Source organism: Cognatiyoonia sediminum (genome assembly GCF_900129845.1).
In the GTDB taxonomy this organism is placed as follows: Bacteria; Pseudomonadota; Alphaproteobacteria; order Rhodobacterales; family Rhodobacteraceae; genus Cognatiyoonia; species Cognatiyoonia sediminum.
Genome location: NZ_FQXB01000001.1, coordinates 1,620,066 through 1,636,816, shown reverse-complemented (window position 1 = coordinate 1,636,816; position 16,751 = coordinate 1,620,066). Strand labels below are relative to the sequence as shown.

Genomic DNA, 16,751 nt, shown 5'->3' with positions numbered 1-16,751 from the left:
ACCACACAGTGCCTTGGGTTACCGCCCACCGGCCCCGGAAACCATCGTCCCGATGGAACCCAGGCCAATAATGCACTAACAGTCAAACTGGACCACCTAAGTGGGGCTGATCACTCAACCCAAATGTAGCACGATAGATCAGATTGCGTGATAGATGGTTTCCAACAGATAGGCCCGCCGCCCAGATGGAGTGGCTACAAGTTTTTCCCAGATAGGTTACATTTGCCAAATTGAACCGAAATTGGCCTTAAGCCGACCGGAGGCTCCCGACGTCAACTTCTCACCACATAGACGGAGCATGTTGAATGACGAACGACTCGGGCCGAATTCGGACCGAGAAGATAGTCTTTGAGGTCAAGTCTATGAGCTCCAATGACGATAAGGTCGGCTTTTGACAAATCAGCAGCTCTCAAGACCTCTTCATATACCGAACCGACAGCAACGATATGTCGCGCTTTTTTGTTGGCCTCTGCACCAATGATCCTTCCGACAGCTTCACTCAGATCTTCAAGCGCCCTGTCTTTCGCGGTTTCAACGTCATGTGCTTCAAAATATGCACCAATAATTGTCGCACCAAAATCAGGAACTACCGTAATTACATCGAGCTGTGCTCCGTCGAGATCTGCAAGCTTCTTTGCGGTTATCAACACTGCAGTTTCTTCCTCCGGCCGATTGAGGTCGAAGGCACATAAGACTGTCTGGATCATGCCGGTGCTCCTTCTTCGCCCGCTTGGCTTCGTCCAGCGCGACGTGATTGCAAGAGCGCGATCAGGCCAAGCAATAGTAATGCCGGGATGAACACCAGTTGTTTCGGCATTTGGTCAGATGCAGCCTGAACACTACTGATTTGAACCGGGTCGTCGCCGTAGAAGTCGAATGAGGAAAGCGTATCACTCAACTCCGTACCGAACATAGGTTCGTCGAGTTGCTGAATGTCCCCATTCGGAACAAGCATAATCCCCAATGTCTCAAGTCGCGCTTCAGCGCTATCTCCTTCGGGCACCGTCAGGGGAACCGTTACGTCTTTCACTGCCAAAGTGTCGAAGTCCGGCCCAGATATGACTGTGCGCAGTTGGCTTCCTGGCTCCGCAGCGCCTAACGTCTCAACAAAATCCGCCGGTGCAATGTCTTCAAACGGCGGCTGAATCTGATTCATAAAGAACCCCGGCCGGAACAAAGCAAAGGCGATCAAGAGCATCGCTATCGTTTCCCAAATGCGATTACGCGTCAGGAACCAGCCCATCGTTGCTGCGGTAAAGATCAAAATACCAATCGTCGCAACAATGAAGACAATGATGCCCTCTGTCCAAGTAACATCGATAAGAAGAAGATCGGTGTTAAAGATAAAGACGAACGGCAAGGCAACTGTTCGCAAACTATAGAAGAATGCCGTGAAACCGGTTCGGATAGCATCGCCACCTGAAACTGCTGCTGCAGCAAAACTTGCGAGACCAACCGGTGGCGTAACATCTGCCATAATACCGAAGTAAAATACGAACAGATGGACAGCGATCAATGGGACGATCAACCCGCTTTGGGCTCCCAGTTCCACTACCACACCAACCATCAACGATGACACCACGATATAGTTCGCGGTTGTCGGCAGCCCCATCCCCAAAATGAGTGAGAGGATTGCGACGAAGATCAACATCAAGATCAAATTGCCGCCGGAGAGGAATTCGACAAAGTCCGCCATAACTTGACCAATTCCGGTCAAAGACACCGTACCGACAATTATGCCTGCAGTCGCCGTGGCAAGCGCAATTCCGATCATATTCCGTGCGCCGTCGATCATGCCATCTTTTAGGTCGATTAATCCATCTTTGAGGCGGCTGATGCTGTTTTCCTTGCCGCGGAAAAACGCTTTGAGTGTCTTTTGAGTGAGCAGTATCCCAAACAGCAGAAAGGTTGCCCAGAACGCCGAGAGACCCGGTGACTTGCGCTCGATCATTAAGAAGTAAACCAATAAGATAATGGGCAGCAAATAATACAAGCCAGAGCGATAGATCTTGGCGATGTCAGGCAATTCTACGACTTCGGCGTTTGGATCATCAGGTTCAAGATCGGGGGTCTGTGCTGCAAAATAGACGAGCGCGACGTAAACCAGACCGAGTAGCACAGAAAGCAACCATCCAGACCCTTCCGGAAATAGTGATACAATCCAACTGACTGGGTACTGCGTGGCATAGCACAACAATGCAAACCCTGCGAAAAATCCGAACATCCCCAGAATTGTTCGGAATAGATTGACAACCTTGTTGCCGATCGTTGGCATATTATTTTTGACCGCCTCTAAATGGACGATGTAGACCAACGCGATATAGCTAATAATGGCTGGCAAAAACGCGTGGGTGATCACTTCGACGTAGGAGATGCCCACGTACTCCACCATGAGAAAGGCCGCGGCCCCCATGACTGGTGGCATGATTTGACCGTTGACCGATGACGCGACCTCAACCGAACCTGCTTTCTCGGCACTAAAACCTACGCGCTTCATCAACGGGATGGTGAAGGTCCCCGTTGTAACGACGTTTGCGATAGATGAACCTGAAATAAGGCCCGTCGCGGCAGAACCCACGACGGCCGCTTTTGCCGGACCTCCTCTAAGGTGGCCAAGAGCGCCAAATGCCATTTTGATAAAATAGTTTCCCGCTCCGGCTTTATCTAAAAGCGCGCCAAACAGAACGAACAAGAATACGAACTTAGTCGATACACCCAGCGCAATTCCAAAAACGCCTTCGGACGTGATCCACATGTGGCTCATCGCCTTACGTAGTGACGCACCCGCCCATCGGATTTGATCCGGAACAGCTTCGGAAGAGCCAAAAAAGACATAGCTAAGGAAAACCACCGCCAAGATAACCATCACGGGTCCAAGGACGCGATAGGCTGAGATAAATAGCAAGATTAGACCAGCAAGCGCGAAATAAGCATCTGTGGTATCTGCTAGGCCGCCATTTGCTACGATTTTGTCATAGAAGAAATAGCCGTATAGCGCGAGAAAAGCGCCTGCGATTCCGAGCGCCCAATCGTAAAAAGGTATATGGTCGCGTGGGCTCGACTTGAACAAGGGATAAGTCATCGCTGCCAAGAACATCGCAAAGGCTAGATGAATTTGGCGAGAGTTGTTGATCAGATCGCCGGGGAGTAAATAGGGGGCGACCGGTGAAGCAAGAAGTACTTGAAAAATAGACCAAGACAATGCGACCGCAGCGATAAATACGCCGACAGGCCCTGCTGGGCTTCTGGCTCCGCTATCGCTCGCTGCGACCAGTTCTTGTAGCTCTGCTTCGCTAAGAGCACGAATCTCATTTGTCGACATGTGTTCCCCCGGACCGGCATTTGACGCCGGTATTCTTGGTTCTTGACGTCTTGCAAATTCAGCAAGATTATCGGTCGGGGCGGAAGCCGCCCCTGACCTAAGTTAGCTGAGGTTTTCGATTACTCGATCCAACCCTTTTCACGATAGTAACGCTCTGCACCTGGGTGCAGCGGCGCAGAAAGACCATCTGCCACCATTTCTTCTGGCTTCAGGTTAGCGAACGCAGGATGCAGGCCCGTAAAGTCTTCAAAGTTCTCAAAAACAGAACTGACAAGAGTGTAAACGACGTCGTCTGACACATTGGCAGACGTCACGAATGTTGCACCAACACCAAACGTCATCGTATCAGAGTCGTTTCCGCGATACATGCCGCCAGGGATAGTAGCCGTGCGATAGAAGGAATTATCTTCTACCAGACCATCGACTGCAGAACCTGAAACTTCAACTAGCACTGAGTCACAGGCAGTCGTAGCTTCTTGAATGGAGCCAGACGGATGACCGACAGTGTAGACCATTGCATCGATCTGGTTGTCACAGAGCGCCGCAGACTGTTCAGCAGCTTTCAACTCTGTGGCAAGTGCAAAGTCGTCAGTGGTCCAACCAAGTGCTTCCATGAGCACTTCCATTGTGCCTCGCTGCCCGGAACCGGGGTTTCCGATATTGACACGTTTGCCGGCCAGATCCTCGATTGAGGAAATTCCGGCGTCTGCACGAGCAACAACTGTGAACGGCTCGGGATGAACAGAGAACACTGCGCGGAGGTCTTCGAATGGGCCAGCTTCTTCAAACCGGGACGAACCATTGTACGCGTGATACTGCCAGTCAGACTGTGCAACTCCGAACTCAAGCTCGCCTTCACGGATAGTATTGATGTTGTATACGGAACCGCCAGTAGACTCGACTGAGCAACGTACTCCATGGTCACGGCGCCCCTTATTGACAAGGCGGCAAATCGCTCCACCTGTCGGGTAATATACGCCGGTGACGCCACCGGTGCCGATAGTAACGAATTCCTCCGCATATGCTGCAGGCACCATCATTGCAGTCGTCACTGCTGCGGCAGCTGTTATCTTTAGTTTTGCGAACATCTTTTTCTCCCTTTTGATATAAATGTTCTTGTTAAAGTTAGAGGTCCCAGACTTCTGCTAAGACCTTATTTGCCTCTTCGACTTCAGCGATCCTTCGTCGGGCAGACGATCCCGAACGCCCGACGAGGACGCCGATCAGGCATTCCACTAGAAAGAGAGTCACGACATACGATGAATAAAAGTGGGGACTTTGGGTCGGCACAATGAAACGAGCTGAAGCGTGTTTTAGCGCAGGGCAGGTCAAGGTGTCAGTGATCAAAACGACGTAAACCCCTTGCTGTTGTGCAAGCTTAGCGGCGGCGATCGAGCGCTCTGCAAAAGGCGGTTTTGTCACGATAATCATAACGTCTGTATTACCCAGACCGGCTATTCCACCGCCAAGCGACGATCCCATGCGACTCGCCATAGTCCAATTGTCTGCGCAAAAGCTCGCGATGTAGGAAAGATACTCGACAACACCGGTCGAACCTAGGGCGCCAAGCAATACCACACGGCGAGCTTTTTCGATCTGAGCAATTGCTACGTCGAGAACCGCGCGGTCGAGAGTCGAAACAAGTTCGTGAAGGTTGGATTGGCATGCCTCAAAGTGCGCATCCACGAAATCTGATCCGCCGGATCGATGTTCTGATTGCAGTTTCGCAGCCCGAGCCGCAAAGTTGTTCACTCGGTTATCAATGTTCTTTCTTACTTCTTCGCGTAGTTCTTCAAGATCGCTGTAGCCAAGGGCTCTTGCCAACCTCGAAAAAGCTGCAGGCGATATCCCACTCTCGCGAGAAACGCTACGAAGCGTTCGAGTGGCGAGATCGACGGGATTGGCGCGCACAAAATCTGCGGCCTGTTGTAGGGTCGCGCTGAGGTCGGAATAGCTTACTGAAAGCCGATCATCGAAAGTAGCGCTCAAATCTTTCCCCTTTGTAATGAGGCAATCTGATCATTTTGTTTCACACATTGTCAACACGAGTTCCATCTGTTTCACTAGGGCGTCGGACTCATAGGATTGCGGATCGCCTAACATGACCCACGTATTCCCACGCCATGCAAAGGCAAAACTACCAGTCGCTGTAAGAGGGGACGGTGTCTATCTATTTGACTCAGAGGGGAATTCATACCTCGACGGGTCAGGCGGTGCAGCCGTATCCTGCTTGGGGCACAACGATCCGGACATCATTGTAGCCATCAAGAACCAAGTTGATTCGCTCGACTTTGCCCACACCGGCTTTATGACCTCCGAAGCCGCAGAGGCACTGGCAACGCGGCTGGCTCTACATGCGCCGGAAGGAATCGATCGGGTTTATCTTGTCTCGGGCGGATCGGAAGCAGTCGAAGCGGCTCTCAAACTTGCTCGTCAATACATGATAGAAATTGGCCAATCACAGCGCACACGTTTTATTGCGCGTAGGCAAAGTTATCATGGCAACACCTTAGGAGCGTTGGGGACAGGAGGTAATATTTGGCGTAGAGATCCTTTCGACCCAATCATGGTATCCGCCAGCCATATTGCACCTTGCTATGAATACCGAGATAGGACTTCAGTTGAGACTGCTGAAGACTACGGAAATCGTGTTGCAAACGAGCTTGAAGCGGAGCTTTTACGATTAGGTCCGGAAAACGTCATAGGTTTTCTGGCCGAGCCTGTGGTTGGGGCGACGGCCGGAGCAGTTCCGCCGGTCGCCGGTTACTTTCGGCGCATTAGAGAAATTTGCGACAAGTATGAAGTTTTACTCATATTGGACGAAGTCATGTGCGGCATGGGCCGTACAGGTACGTTTTTTGCTTGTGAACAGGATGGCGTTCGGCCCGACATTGTGACCATCGCCAAAGGCTTGGGTGCCGGATATCAGCCAATCGGAGCAATGTTGTGCAGCCAAGATATCTATGACGCAATCGCCGAGGGTTCGGGTTTCTTTCAGCACGGCCATACCTATTTGGGACACCCTGTGGCATGCGCTGCAGCAAACGCCGTGGTCAAGAAGCTTATAGAAGGTGGTTTGACAGCTCGTTCTGACAAGATGGGTCAATATCTGGAAAGAGCACTCTTTGACACCTTCGGACAACATCCTCATGTCGGCGACATTCGCGGCCGGGGCATGTTCAGAGGTCTAGAATTTGTTGCAGATCGAGACACCAAAGCACCATTTGACCCAGAAAAACAATTGGCAGCGCGGCTCAAGAGAAAGGCCATGGAAAACGGCTTGATTTGCTACCCCATGAGCGGAACTATCGATGGTCAATACGGTGATCACGTCCTTCTCGCTCCACCATTCATTGCCACCGAACTCCAATTAGATGAGTTGGTCGATAAACTTTCAAAAAGTCTGAAGGCCGTTTTGTGAAATCACTACCAAGGATAATGGTCGCGCCAAATGGTGCTCGTTTCAACAAAAGAGACCACCCAGCGCTTCCCATCACCATCGCCGAAACCGTAGAATGTGCCATTGCATGCAATGCTGTAGGCGCTGATGGACTGCACGCTCATATCAGAGACGAACAAGGAAATCATCTACTGGACCGATATGTTTACGCCGAACTCATACGAGAATTGGAGACTATGGTCCCAGAAATGAAGGTTCAAATAACAACAGAAGCGGTCGATAGATATTCACCGGATTTCCAGATGGAGATCGCGCTTGGTTCGGGCGCAAAAATGGTTTCTGTATCAATACGTGAGCTATCGACTGCTACGCCTGAGGCAACATCAGAATTCTATCTGGAGTGCGAAGCAAAAGATATTGCGATTCAACATATCCTATATGACACCAATGATTGCGCTCTGCTTCAGCAAAGACTGCCACACAAGCTCTTTTCGTCCTCTAGCCTCCAATTGCTCTTTGTTCTGGGGCGATATTCCGAAAGCAAAGAAGCTAGCCCGAGCGAATTGAAACCATTCTTAAGGTGGCTATCCACAGCACAACTTTCTCCGGATTGGGCGGTTTGCGCTTTCGGGAAGAAAGAAACGGAGTGTTTGATGGAGTCGAAACGCCACGGCGGTAAGTGTAGGATTGGATTTGAAAACTCATTCTTCCTCAGAAGCGGCGAAGTTGCAGAATTCAACGCTGAAAAAGTTGAGGACTTTCGATGTGCGATCGATGAGGCAATCCTTTGATCTCAGAGAAATGCCAAATGATTTAAGGTTTGGTCGCGCTGGATTCCCTTCCAACCAACTGAATGTGTCAGTTTGCACCACTTTGATTGCTTCAAGATGGATCTAGGCACACTCCTGCTGGCACGTACCTCCATTCTTGCAGAGGGGCAGCAGCATTGTTCTGGAGATGAGATATTGGGAAAGCAGATCCAAGTTTAGGTTTGCTCGAAAGCACCGGCCCCTATTTTACTACCGGTTTTCCTTGAATTGATCGCGTTAGAACGCAGATCAATTCGAAAATAAGTGATGCGCCCAGCCATGCCGTACCACCAGCATTGTCAAAAGGCGGTGCCACTTCGACCAGATCTGCGCCTACTAGGTTAACACCGTCGAGCTCACGTATCACTTGCTGCGCTTGGAAACTGTTCGGGCCACCAATCTCAGGCGTGCCGGTGCCAGGCGCGAAGGTGGGATCAACAAAATCGATGTCGTAGGTACAGTAGGTTGGGCGGTCGCCGACAATCTTGCGGGCCTCGGCCATCACATCGGGGATACCTCTCTCAAATAGTTCCTCAACGCGAATAATTCGGACGCCTTGCTCCAAGCCCCAGTCGATATCTTCTGTGTTGTAGGCCGTGCCTCGAATTCCAATTTGCACGAAGCGCTTTGGATCAATCAGACCTTCTTCGATGTCCGTCGTCAGATAATTTGGGACAGGTGAGCGTTTTGTGATTGGAGGCTCTGGCTCATCTTTGTTTGAGTTTATGCGTTTTCAGTTTGGTGGCGCAATCGCCGCATGGTCATGGTTTTTCGTTTGATCTCCTCTCTGTGTTTCAAGACTTGTTCTGCCCGCCCGAAGTAGACATCGGCAGGTGTCAGGTTGCCCAAGCTCTCATGGTATCTGTGGTTGTTGTAGTATTCGACGAAGGCTTCGATCTGGGCTTCGAGATCGCCAGGCAGGAAGTAGTGCTCCAGCAAAACGCGGTTCTTCATGGTCTGATGCCAGCGTTCGATCTTGCCCTGGGTTTGTGGGTGGAACGGCGCCCCACGAACGTGATCCATTCCCTTGTCTTCAAGGTAATCGGCAAGGTCGCCAGCGATGTATGACGACCCGTTGTCGCTCAGCAGCCTGGGTTTGGTTGACACATTAGCGCTTTCGCACCCTGAAGCCGCCAACGCCAGATCAAGCGTGTCGGTCACATCCTGGGCTTTCATCGTGGTGCACAGCTTCCATGCGATGATGTATCGGCTGTAGTCATCCAGGATTGTGCTGAGATAGAACCACCCCCATCCGATGACTTTGAGATACGTAAAGTCGGTCTACCAAAGCTCGTTTATTCGGCTGGTCTTGTCCTTGAACTCATTGGCTGCCTTGATCACAATGTGTCTGGGCGCGGTGATCAGATCCTCCGCCTTCAGAATGCGGTAAACCGATGATTCCGAGATAAAATACTGCTTCTCGTCGGTGTACTTCACCGCCAACTCGCGCGGCGTCAGGTCTTCGTGCTCCAAGGCAAACTCGATGAAGGCTTCTCGCGTCTCATCCGGAATGCGGTTCCAAACAGACCGTGGACACGGGGCCGTATCTTCCAGCGCATCGACGCCACCTTCCGACCACAGATCATACCAACGGTAATAGGTCGTGCTGGAAATGCCGATCGTTTCTAGGGTTCGACGTGTCGGCAGGTGCGACGCTTCCACTGTGCGAATGATCTCGAGCTTCTCTGAACCAGGGTACCTCATTCCTCGTACTCCCCATCCCCGAGTATGCTTTTTTTGAGCAGGCGGTTTTCCAGCGTCAGATCAGCAACCACTTCTTTCAAGGCCGCAGATTCAGATCGCAGTTCCTTCACCTCGGGACTGGTCGCCTGTCGCGCCGTGTCACCGGCCAGGCGTTGTTTGCCGGCTTCCAGAAACTCCTTCGACCAGGAATAATACAGGCTCTCGCTGATCCCTTCGCGGCGGCACAGCGCTGCAATGCTCTCCTCGCCCTGCAAGCCCGCCAATACAATGCGGATCTTTTCTTCGGTAGCATGTAAACGCCGGGTCTTGCGGCGAATGTTCTTGACCAGCTTATCAGCCGCGTCTTTCGATGTTCCGGATTTCTTGTTCATCTTCGCTCCATATAGGCTACGATGAACCAAAAATCCTCCGTTACGAAAACATCAAATCTGTCCCACAAGCGCTGACGTTAGACATGATCTTCCTTGTTGTCGCTGCGATTTCGTACGCGAATTTTATCGCGATGCGACGGGCGGCCGAAAAACGATCTGGGAGGGCTCTGTGATGTGGCTCCCAATGCCCTATCGATGGAAGGTGTAAGATGATTGTCGAACGCCCACGCGATCTTCTAATCAAAAAGATCCTCGCGCACGGTTTCATGCTGTGTTTCCTTGCGCTGATCTTGTTCCCTTTCGTCGTGATCCTCTCCATTTCATTCCGCGAAGGAAACTTCGCTGTTGGATCGATCATCCCGGAAAACCCAACTTTAGAACATTGGTATCTCGCTTTCGGCCTCGACTACACGCGCGCGGACGGAACTGTTGTGGAACCTCCCTACCCAGTCCTTCTTTGGATGTGAAATTCCATCAAGATTGGCCTGATTGCTGGTTTGTGAGTGCTCATCATAGCGACGATTTCGGCCTACGCGTTCAGCCGAATACGCATCAAAGGCAAATCGGGAATGCTGGACGGTCTATTCCTAATCCAAATGTTCCCAACGACACTCGCGTTGGTAGCCATCTATGCGATCTTCGACGCTTTGGGAGAAGTGTCTCCAATCCTCGGCCTTAATTCGCACGTTGCTTTGATCCTGATCTATCTCGCAGGAGTTACGCTGCACATATGGACCATCAAAGGTTATTTCGACAGCATAGACACCTCACTCGACAAGGCCGCAGCGATTGACGGAGCGACACCGTGGCAGACCTTCCGGTTTATTTTCCGGCCTCTGGCTATACCGATTATGTCGGTTGTCTTCGTGCTCGCCTTTATAGGCTTCATCAATGACTACCCCATCGCATCCGTCCTGATCCGGTCAGAAGACAAGATGACACTTGCTGTGGGCAGCAGACTTTATCTCAATGAGTTTCAGTATCTCTGGGGCGATTTCGCAGCAGCCGCAATTTTGTCCGGCCTACCGATTACAATCGTGTTCTTGATTGCGCAAAGATATCTGGTCAGTGGGCTGTCGGACGGGGCAGTGAAGGGTTAGTCGAATGTGTTGGCAAATTAAGGCCATTAATTCAAGTCACTGAGCAGGATCTGCTGGGCTGACAAAGCCATTTTCGGCGCGACCTAACTGACACCTGAAAAAACTGACAAAGTAGAAGGTGAAGCTGGCTGGGATGGTAGGATTCGAACCTACGATACACTGTACCAAAAACAGTTGCCTTACCACTTGGCTACATCCCAGCAGCGAGCCGTTATCTACGTCAGAGAACACCCCTTATCAAGGGGTGAATCGCGTGAACGGCGTTATTCTTTTAGAGCGTCCTCACGAAGTAGATTTTCTGCGTCTTCCTCAACGCGCTCAGACTCGATCATGGCGTCCAATGCTCGTTCGTCGATTGCCTCAACCTCGGCAACGGATTGAGGTTCGGCAGATTTGGCAGGTTCTTCCTGTTCGTTTTGATTCTGAAGAACAACCACTTGGGAAGAATCGACCAGAGCGATGTGGTCCTCTTGTAGGGCACGTTTGACCAGACGCATCGCTTCGCCCTTCGCGCGCAAGAGGGACGTTTCATGCTGATTAATCCATCCTGTAGCGACAATCTCAGCGCCGGTTGTGTGCAGGTTTTCGATCCAACATTGTGCCGCGGGCGTTTCCACAACAAATGGTAAGCCTTGAACAGTTTCGGTGACCAATGTTCGTGCATGATCAAGGTCGCAGTTTCGATCGATCAAGAGCGAGAATTTGAAGCGCCGCTCGACATTCTGGCTGAAGTTAATGATCCGGCTTTTGAAAACCGTCGCGTTCGGAATGCGAATGTGGTTGCCATCAAAGGATAAGAGGATCGTTGCGCGGCTGGTCAGTCGTATGACCTTGCCCTGATCCCCGTTGATTTCGACAGTGTCGTTCGGCCTGAAAGGTTGGCGAAACGACAGCATGACCGATGCGATGAAGTTTTCAACCGTATCGCGGACAGCGAAACCAATAGCCAAACCGATGATACCTGCCGCGCCCAAGATCGTCCCAAGAAGGGCCGTGGCGTTCATAATGTCTAAGGCGATGACGACTCCGAAAATGACAAATGAGATGCGCACCAACTGCCGATAGATATCTGCGATGAAAGCATTCGGCGCCAACCGATCCCAAGGCTGGCGCAGTCGCGCGATCAAGAAGCCGATAAAGACGACCAGAGCGAAGGCGCAGAAGGCAATAAGCGCCAAGGGCAAGAAAACAATAAATTGATCCAAGCGGGACTGGAAACGTTCAACTGTTGGGTTGAGCCTGCGAACCAGTTCCGCAGTTTCCGTCACTTCATTCTTAACGGCAACAACGCCTTCGATGCGGTTCGCGAGAGGGGTCAGTTCGGTTGCTTCTGCCGTCGAAGCTGTCGTCCCGCGAAAGGTCACGACCCCATCGCTCACCACGACAGTTACATCGTCGTAATTTCCCAATTCGCCAAGGATTTCCCGTATCCGGATCGCAATCTCAGCGTCGAGTTGTTCAACGTTCGTAGTCGTGATCGGACCGTCGGCGGTCTGCGAAAAACTCGGATTGCAAAGGGCTGCCCAAGTAAGAAGGGCGAAGATAAAAATACGCATGAAATCACCTGTCTTTGAGCGGCAGCCTAGTGACTCAGCCAGCCGCTGCAAAGGTTGTTTCTGCCTAGGAAGAAACTTGCTCTCTTAGGATCGAAGCGGTGAGCGAAATCATCAAGTAGACGCCTGAAAAGATGAGGAACGCCAGAAGCGTATTCTGGAACGCCTTAGGATATGTCGCCTCATCCGGCGCAACCGGTTCGACGCCTAGCGACAAATACCTTACTTGGCGGTTTGCTTCGATTTGCGCGGTTTCCATTTGGGTCAGCGCTTGCTGAACCAACATCGTTTGGAACGTGTAGTTTTCTTCTGCCAAGCGCAGTTCGGTGTTGCGAGACGCGAGAGAGCTTTCGCTGTTGTTTGCATTGGTCATTTGAGCGCGAATGTCGGCGATCAGCCCTTCGATATTAGCGATTTGCCCTCTTATTGCAGAGACCTGCGCCTCGTTTGGGCGCGCCACATTTAGGCGCTCTTGCAATGTCAGTTGCAACCGCTGTCGGTCTGCTTCCAGCGTGCTGATTTGGCCAAGGAGTGCCGCGGTTTCCGCGCCTGGATCAATGATTTCGAATTCTTGCTGGATGGCCAGCCATTCAGACAGCGCTTCGGCGCGCCTAGCTTCTGCGGCTTCATAGCTTGCGCTCGCACCGCTCATTTGGTCCTCACGTAAGCGTTGGGTCAGTTGATCAACCTGCTCTTCCGCATACCCAATCAATGCTTCTGAAAAGAGCTGTGATGTCTCGGGATCGGCAGCGATGACCTCCATCTTAAGAATGCCTTCCGTTGGGTCGTATCCTATCTTCACCTTGTCCGCATAAACAGAAAATGCTTGTTCGTTTGAGGCATCCGCTGGCAGCCTTTGGATCGCATCAATCCTGTCCTGACTGAAATGTTGTTTGAACCCATGCTCTTCGTCAAGCCGCAACATCGCTGCGCGAGAGGTTAGGTAGGATTGCACCGTAATGCTGTCTTGTTGATTAGCGATTGATGTTCCTTGGAACAGTCCGCCAAGACCGCCCGCACCGGCGCCGGAATCCGCTGTTTGTATCACAAATTCAGACTTCGTCGAATACATGGGTGTTGCGACTGTGAAAAAATACCAACCGACCAGAGCGGTGGGGAGCAGAACAAAACAGGCAAGCCTCGTGAACAGCAGCGCGAGCTTTTTGCGTCGCCTTGCAGCGATCTGTTTTTGGATCGTTGTAATCTCAACGTTTCGGCGCTCAGACGGGGAAAGCGTCTGTGTAGACGGAAGGTTTTGTCCTGCAGCAGGAACGGTTTGGGGGAGTTGCTGAGACGGTGCTTTTTGAGATGCCGTCGTACCGTCTGGCTGAACCAACTCTAAGAGCGCTTCACGCTCGAATGGATCCAGACCGGCTTCGCGCAATTGACGCACAGCATCGAAGTCGGATGTGACTGCCATGCCCTTTTTCTGTGCCAATCGTCGCGCGACCCGCAGTTGGCGTCCGGTGATCCCTTCACGGCGTATCGCGTCGATCTCCTTTTGGATGTCCACAGTTGTCTTTTCAGCGGGTTGGGCCTGTTCCGTTACGGATGCGGCCTCCTGCTCGACAGGCTTCTGCGCGGCACCCGTTTTGGTGCGCCGAATGCGAAATTTTTTAGCCTTGGGTTTGGTAGTCATAAAGCTGCTTCGCCTCTTCCAAGGTGTCGAACATATGCAAATAGCCGTCCTTTAGAACCGCCGCCTTCTTAGCGAACCGTTCTAGCGTAGCAGGCTGGTGCGACACAATGATGATGGTGGTGGTTTCTAGCCGTTCGCGCAATAAGTCGCCGGCCTTTTTGTTAAATTCGACGTCAGTCGTTTGCGGCATGCCTTCGTCGATCAGGTAGATGTCAAAGTCCAAAGCCAACAACAGCGCAAAGGTCAAACGGGCCCGCATCCCTTGGCTGTAGGTGCCGACGGGCATGTCGAAGTATTCTTCGATCCCGCAAAGCCATCTACAAAACGCCTCCACATAGTCGGGATCAAGACCGTAAAGACGAGCGATATAACGGCTGTTTTCCATGCCCGTAAGTTTGTTGATCACACCGCCCATGAACCCAAGCGGAAAGGAAATCTTGCAGTTGCGATAAATGTTCCCTTCGTCAGGCTTCTCCAGACCAGCCATCATATTGATGAGTGTGGTTTTGCCGGTTCCGTTCGGGGCCAGGATGCCAAGCGAATTCCCCAATTCGACGCGGAAAGACACGCGGTCAAGGATCACCTTCCGCTGTGTGCCCGTCCAAAAGGACTTGCTGACATTCTCAAATTCCAGCATTTGGTCCTGCGTCGTTTGCCTGAACCCTCCCGTATTGATTACACAAAAGGGTTAACAGCCGTTGTTCGGCTGTGTTGTTTGACGCAACTATGGACTAACTCTTTGATAAAAGACAGATCAGGCCAAGTTTTTTAGCCCGATTGATCATTTATCAGCCGTCTTGCTTTTGAACGCGCGTCACTTTGCCCGCAATGATACTCAGAATGGCAGCGGCAAAACTGAACAAGGCACCCATCTTAGCGGCTTCCTGAACCGGGATATCCCCCAGCATGACAGAGCTGTCGAAGGCAACCGAAGCGATGAACAGCGAAACGGTAAAGCCAATCGCAGAGACACAGCCAACAACAAATAGATCAACCACCCTCATACCTTGAGGCAGTCCCAACTTCATAGGACCTGCAGCGATCCAGCCAAATAGGAGAACGCCAAGCGGTTTACCGATCATGAGTCCTGCAAGCACTAGCCAGGTTGGCGATCCAATGGATGAAAACTCGACACCGGCGTTGAGCAGGCCAAAGAAGAACAGAACGACCTCGACCGGATGTTTCAGCAGATGTTCGATGTGGTTCAGCAGGTCAGTGAGGTACTGTTCAGCCTCGGAGAAGATGCCAAAGGCGCGATCCGCATGTGGAATGGTCGGAACAATAGGCAACAGACCAAGGGCAGGGTGAATGCCTGCTTCTTGGAAGCCGTACCAGCTCAAGCAGCCGGCGATGAGGTAAGGCCAAAACGACAGTCTTTTGCGGACCCAGGTGGAGGTTGGGCGCGTTTCTTTGCCGCGGTCCATAATCTGGGGCAGACGGTTGAACAGGAAGTAAACAGCAGCGGCTGCGGCGACCGACAGCAGGAGCCATTCAGGAGCCAATTCACCTGAGGGATAGAACACTGCGAGGATGATCAAACCTGCGGCGTCATCTGCGATCGCCAGGAGCAGCAAGAAACGCACCGCAGGGTGGCCCGCACCAAAGACCAAACGGCCGACCAAATAACTGAAGGCAATGTCCGTTGCTGTGGGAATAGCCCAGCCTCGTGCCACTGCGTCATATGTCTCCGATCCCAAGAAATAAGCCAAGCCCAAGTAGACGGTGATTGGACCAGCCATGCCTCCAACAGTTGCAAATAAAGGCGTGGCGGCCTTTCGACCGCGGAGTGATCCATTTCTGAGGATCACCGCTTCCCAAACTTCTTTCGCCGCAATGGCAAAGAAGAAGGCCATAAGAACGTCGTTCACAAGATAGTGGAAGCTCAGAACTTTTTCGGTCGACACTTCCGTCATGCCGTAGTCGGCACCGTAGCTTTTGAGCCAATAACTGGTCTCAACCCCGACCCAATTGTTCAGCCAAAGTGGGTACTCAACTACGATGTGATAGCTATGCGCGTCGATGTTCGCCCAGACCAAAGCAATCAGCGCCCCGAGGATGAGCAAAATCGAGTAGTTGGTCACAAAGTTCCAGACGCGATACATGCTGTTCCCCCTTAGGCTTCTGGCTGAGCCTAATTCAAAGGTTAGATGCCTTCAACAAAGAAGCCGGGCTGGGTAAAGTTCGCACGTAACTAATGTGTGGGTGACACACCGGAGGTTCGTTTGAACACAAACCATGACTTTTCAGAACTTCTGAAACGCATAAGCGCGTGTACGATCTGCGACGGCTTGGAACTGGGTCCAAATCCTATCTTTCAGATTGATCAGAACGCAAAAATTTTGATTGTCGGGCAAGCGCCTGGGCGGATCACACATACAAAAAATCGCCCCTTCGACGACCCGTCAGGAGATCGTTTGCGTAGATGGCTGGGTGTTGATCGAACAACCTTCTATAATGACCCAAGGATGGGGATTTTCCCAATGGGTTTATGCTTTCCCGGTGGTGGCAAGGGGGGTGACGCGCCGCCTCGGAAAGAATGCGCTGATACTTGGCGTTTACCGGTGCTGTCCCATTTGCGGCAGGTTGAGCTGACTATCCTCATGGGGCGCTATGCCATCGATTGGCACGCTCCGAAACATAAGCGATCCTCTGTCGCTGGCGCCGTATCCTCCATTGACCCTGCGATTGCCAAGAGCATCATCCTTCCGCACCCAAGTCCGCGCAATATGCGCTGGTTTAAGAACCATCCGTGGTTTGATGCAGAGATCATCCCCGCATTGCAAAAACGAGTTGCGGCGATCTTGTCGCCTTGAAGTCCACTATCTGCCGCATTACGCGAGTAATGACCTGAGA

General features: G+C 51.8%; 13 protein-coding genes, 1 tRNA gene and 2 pseudogenes. 5 read left to right on the top strand and 11 right to left on the bottom strand.

What is annotated here, in order from left to right:
- Positions 1 to 272: 272 nt before the first annotated feature.
- From BUA85_RS08180 to BUA85_RS08165, 4 genes are all read right to left on the bottom strand, one after another.
- Positions 273 to 707 (bottom strand): universal stress protein, encoded by a 435-nt coding sequence (locus tag BUA85_RS08180; protein WP_072900314.1) that lies wholly within the window; start codon positions 705 to 707, stop codon positions 273 to 275.
- Positions 704 to 3,322: a TRAP transporter permease gene (locus BUA85_RS08175; RefSeq protein WP_072900313.1), complete on the bottom strand. Its 2,619-nt coding sequence runs from the start codon at positions 3,320 to 3,322 to the stop codon at positions 704 to 706. The genes BUA85_RS08180 and BUA85_RS08175 overlap by 4 nt, the downstream gene beginning before the upstream one ends.
- 119 nt (positions 3,323 to 3,441) lie before the next feature.
- Positions 3,442 to 4,410 carry a TAXI family TRAP transporter solute-binding subunit gene (locus BUA85_RS08170; protein ID WP_072900312.1) on the bottom strand — a complete coding sequence of 323 codons (969 nt, stop codon included), beginning with the start codon at positions 4,408 to 4,410 and terminating at the stop codon, positions 3,442 to 3,444.
- 37 nt (positions 4,411 to 4,447) lie between these two features.
- Positions 4,448 to 5,311, bottom strand: coding sequence for a MurR/RpiR family transcriptional regulator (locus BUA85_RS08165; RefSeq protein WP_072900311.1), 864 nt, complete (start codon positions 5,309 to 5,311; stop codon positions 4,448 to 4,450).
- A 112-nt stretch (positions 5,312 to 5,423) separates the two neighbouring features.
- On the opposite strand from BUA85_RS08165, the gene BUA85_RS08160 reads away from it, so the two are divergent.
- Both BUA85_RS08160 and BUA85_RS08155 read left to right on the top strand, forming a co-directional pair.
- Positions 5,424 to 6,743: an aspartate aminotransferase family protein gene (locus tag BUA85_RS08160; protein ID WP_072900310.1), complete on the top strand. Its 1,320-nt coding sequence runs from the start codon at positions 5,424 to 5,426 to the stop codon at positions 6,741 to 6,743.
- The gene (locus tag BUA85_RS08155; RefSeq protein ID WP_242649014.1) at positions 6,740 to 7,513 is read left to right on the top strand and encodes a 3-keto-5-aminohexanoate cleavage protein; all 774 of its coding nucleotides are present in this window, start codon (positions 6,740 to 6,742) and stop codon (positions 7,511 to 7,513) included. The genes BUA85_RS08160 and BUA85_RS08155 overlap by 4 nt, the downstream gene beginning before the upstream one ends.
- A gap of 220 nt (positions 7,514 to 7,733) precedes the next feature.
- Here BUA85_RS08155 and BUA85_RS08150 read toward each other — a convergent pair.
- Both BUA85_RS08150 and BUA85_RS08145 read right to left on the bottom strand, forming a co-directional pair.
- Positions 7,734 to 8,183, bottom strand: a pseudogene (locus BUA85_RS08150) (arginase family protein); the annotation flags it as partial.
- Between the two features lie 71 nt (positions 8,184 to 8,254).
- Positions 8,255 to 9,606 (bottom strand): annotated as a pseudogene (locus BUA85_RS08145) (IS3 family transposase).
- 209 nt (positions 9,607 to 9,815) lie between these two features.
- Here BUA85_RS08145 and BUA85_RS16910 point away from each other — a divergent pair.
- Positions 9,816 to 10,073: an ABC transporter permease gene (locus BUA85_RS16910; protein WP_242649013.1), complete on the top strand. Its 258-nt coding sequence runs from the start codon at positions 9,816 to 9,818 to the stop codon at positions 10,071 to 10,073.
- Positions 10,074 to 10,109: 36 nt separating this feature from the next.
- Complete coding sequence (gene malG, locus BUA85_RS16905) at positions 10,110 to 10,706, top strand: maltose ABC transporter permease MalG (protein ID WP_278246398.1); 597 nt, start codon at positions 10,110 to 10,112, stop codon at positions 10,704 to 10,706.
- A 125-nt stretch (positions 10,707 to 10,831) separates the two neighbouring features.
- Here the strand turns inward: malG and BUA85_RS08125 are convergent.
- The 5 genes from BUA85_RS08125 to BUA85_RS08105 form a co-directional block, all read right to left on the bottom strand.
- Positions 10,832 to 10,906: transfer RNA gene (locus tag BUA85_RS08125), tRNA-Gln, on the bottom strand.
- A gap of 63 nt (positions 10,907 to 10,969) precedes the next feature.
- Positions 10,970 to 12,262, bottom strand: a complete 1,293-nt coding sequence (locus BUA85_RS08120; protein WP_072900306.1) for a mechanosensitive ion channel family protein — start codon at positions 12,260 to 12,262, stop codon at positions 10,970 to 10,972.
- 64 nt (positions 12,263 to 12,326) lie between these two features.
- Entirely contained in the window at positions 12,327 to 13,898 is a 1,572-nt protein-coding gene (locus BUA85_RS08115; protein WP_072900305.1) for a KpsE/RkpR family capsule polysaccharide export protein, read from the bottom strand.
- Positions 13,876 to 14,535 (bottom strand): ABC transporter ATP-binding protein, encoded by a 660-nt coding sequence (locus BUA85_RS08110; protein ID WP_072900304.1) that lies wholly within the window; start codon positions 14,533 to 14,535, stop codon positions 13,876 to 13,878. Before BUA85_RS08110 ends, BUA85_RS08115 begins: the two co-directional genes overlap by 23 nt.
- 151 nt (positions 14,536 to 14,686) lie before the next feature.
- Positions 14,687 to 16,000: a Na+/H+ antiporter NhaA gene (locus BUA85_RS08105; RefSeq protein WP_072900303.1), complete on the bottom strand. Its 1,314-nt coding sequence runs from the start codon at positions 15,998 to 16,000 to the stop codon at positions 14,687 to 14,689.
- 96 nt (positions 16,001 to 16,096) lie between these two features.
- On the opposite strand from BUA85_RS08105, the gene BUA85_RS08100 reads away from it, so the two are divergent.
- A complete protein-coding gene (locus tag BUA85_RS08100) occupies positions 16,097 to 16,711 on the top strand; it encodes a uracil-DNA glycosylase family protein (RefSeq protein ID WP_242649011.1) in 615 nt (204 codons plus the stop codon).
- The last annotated feature ends 40 nt before the right edge of the window (positions 16,712 to 16,751 follow it).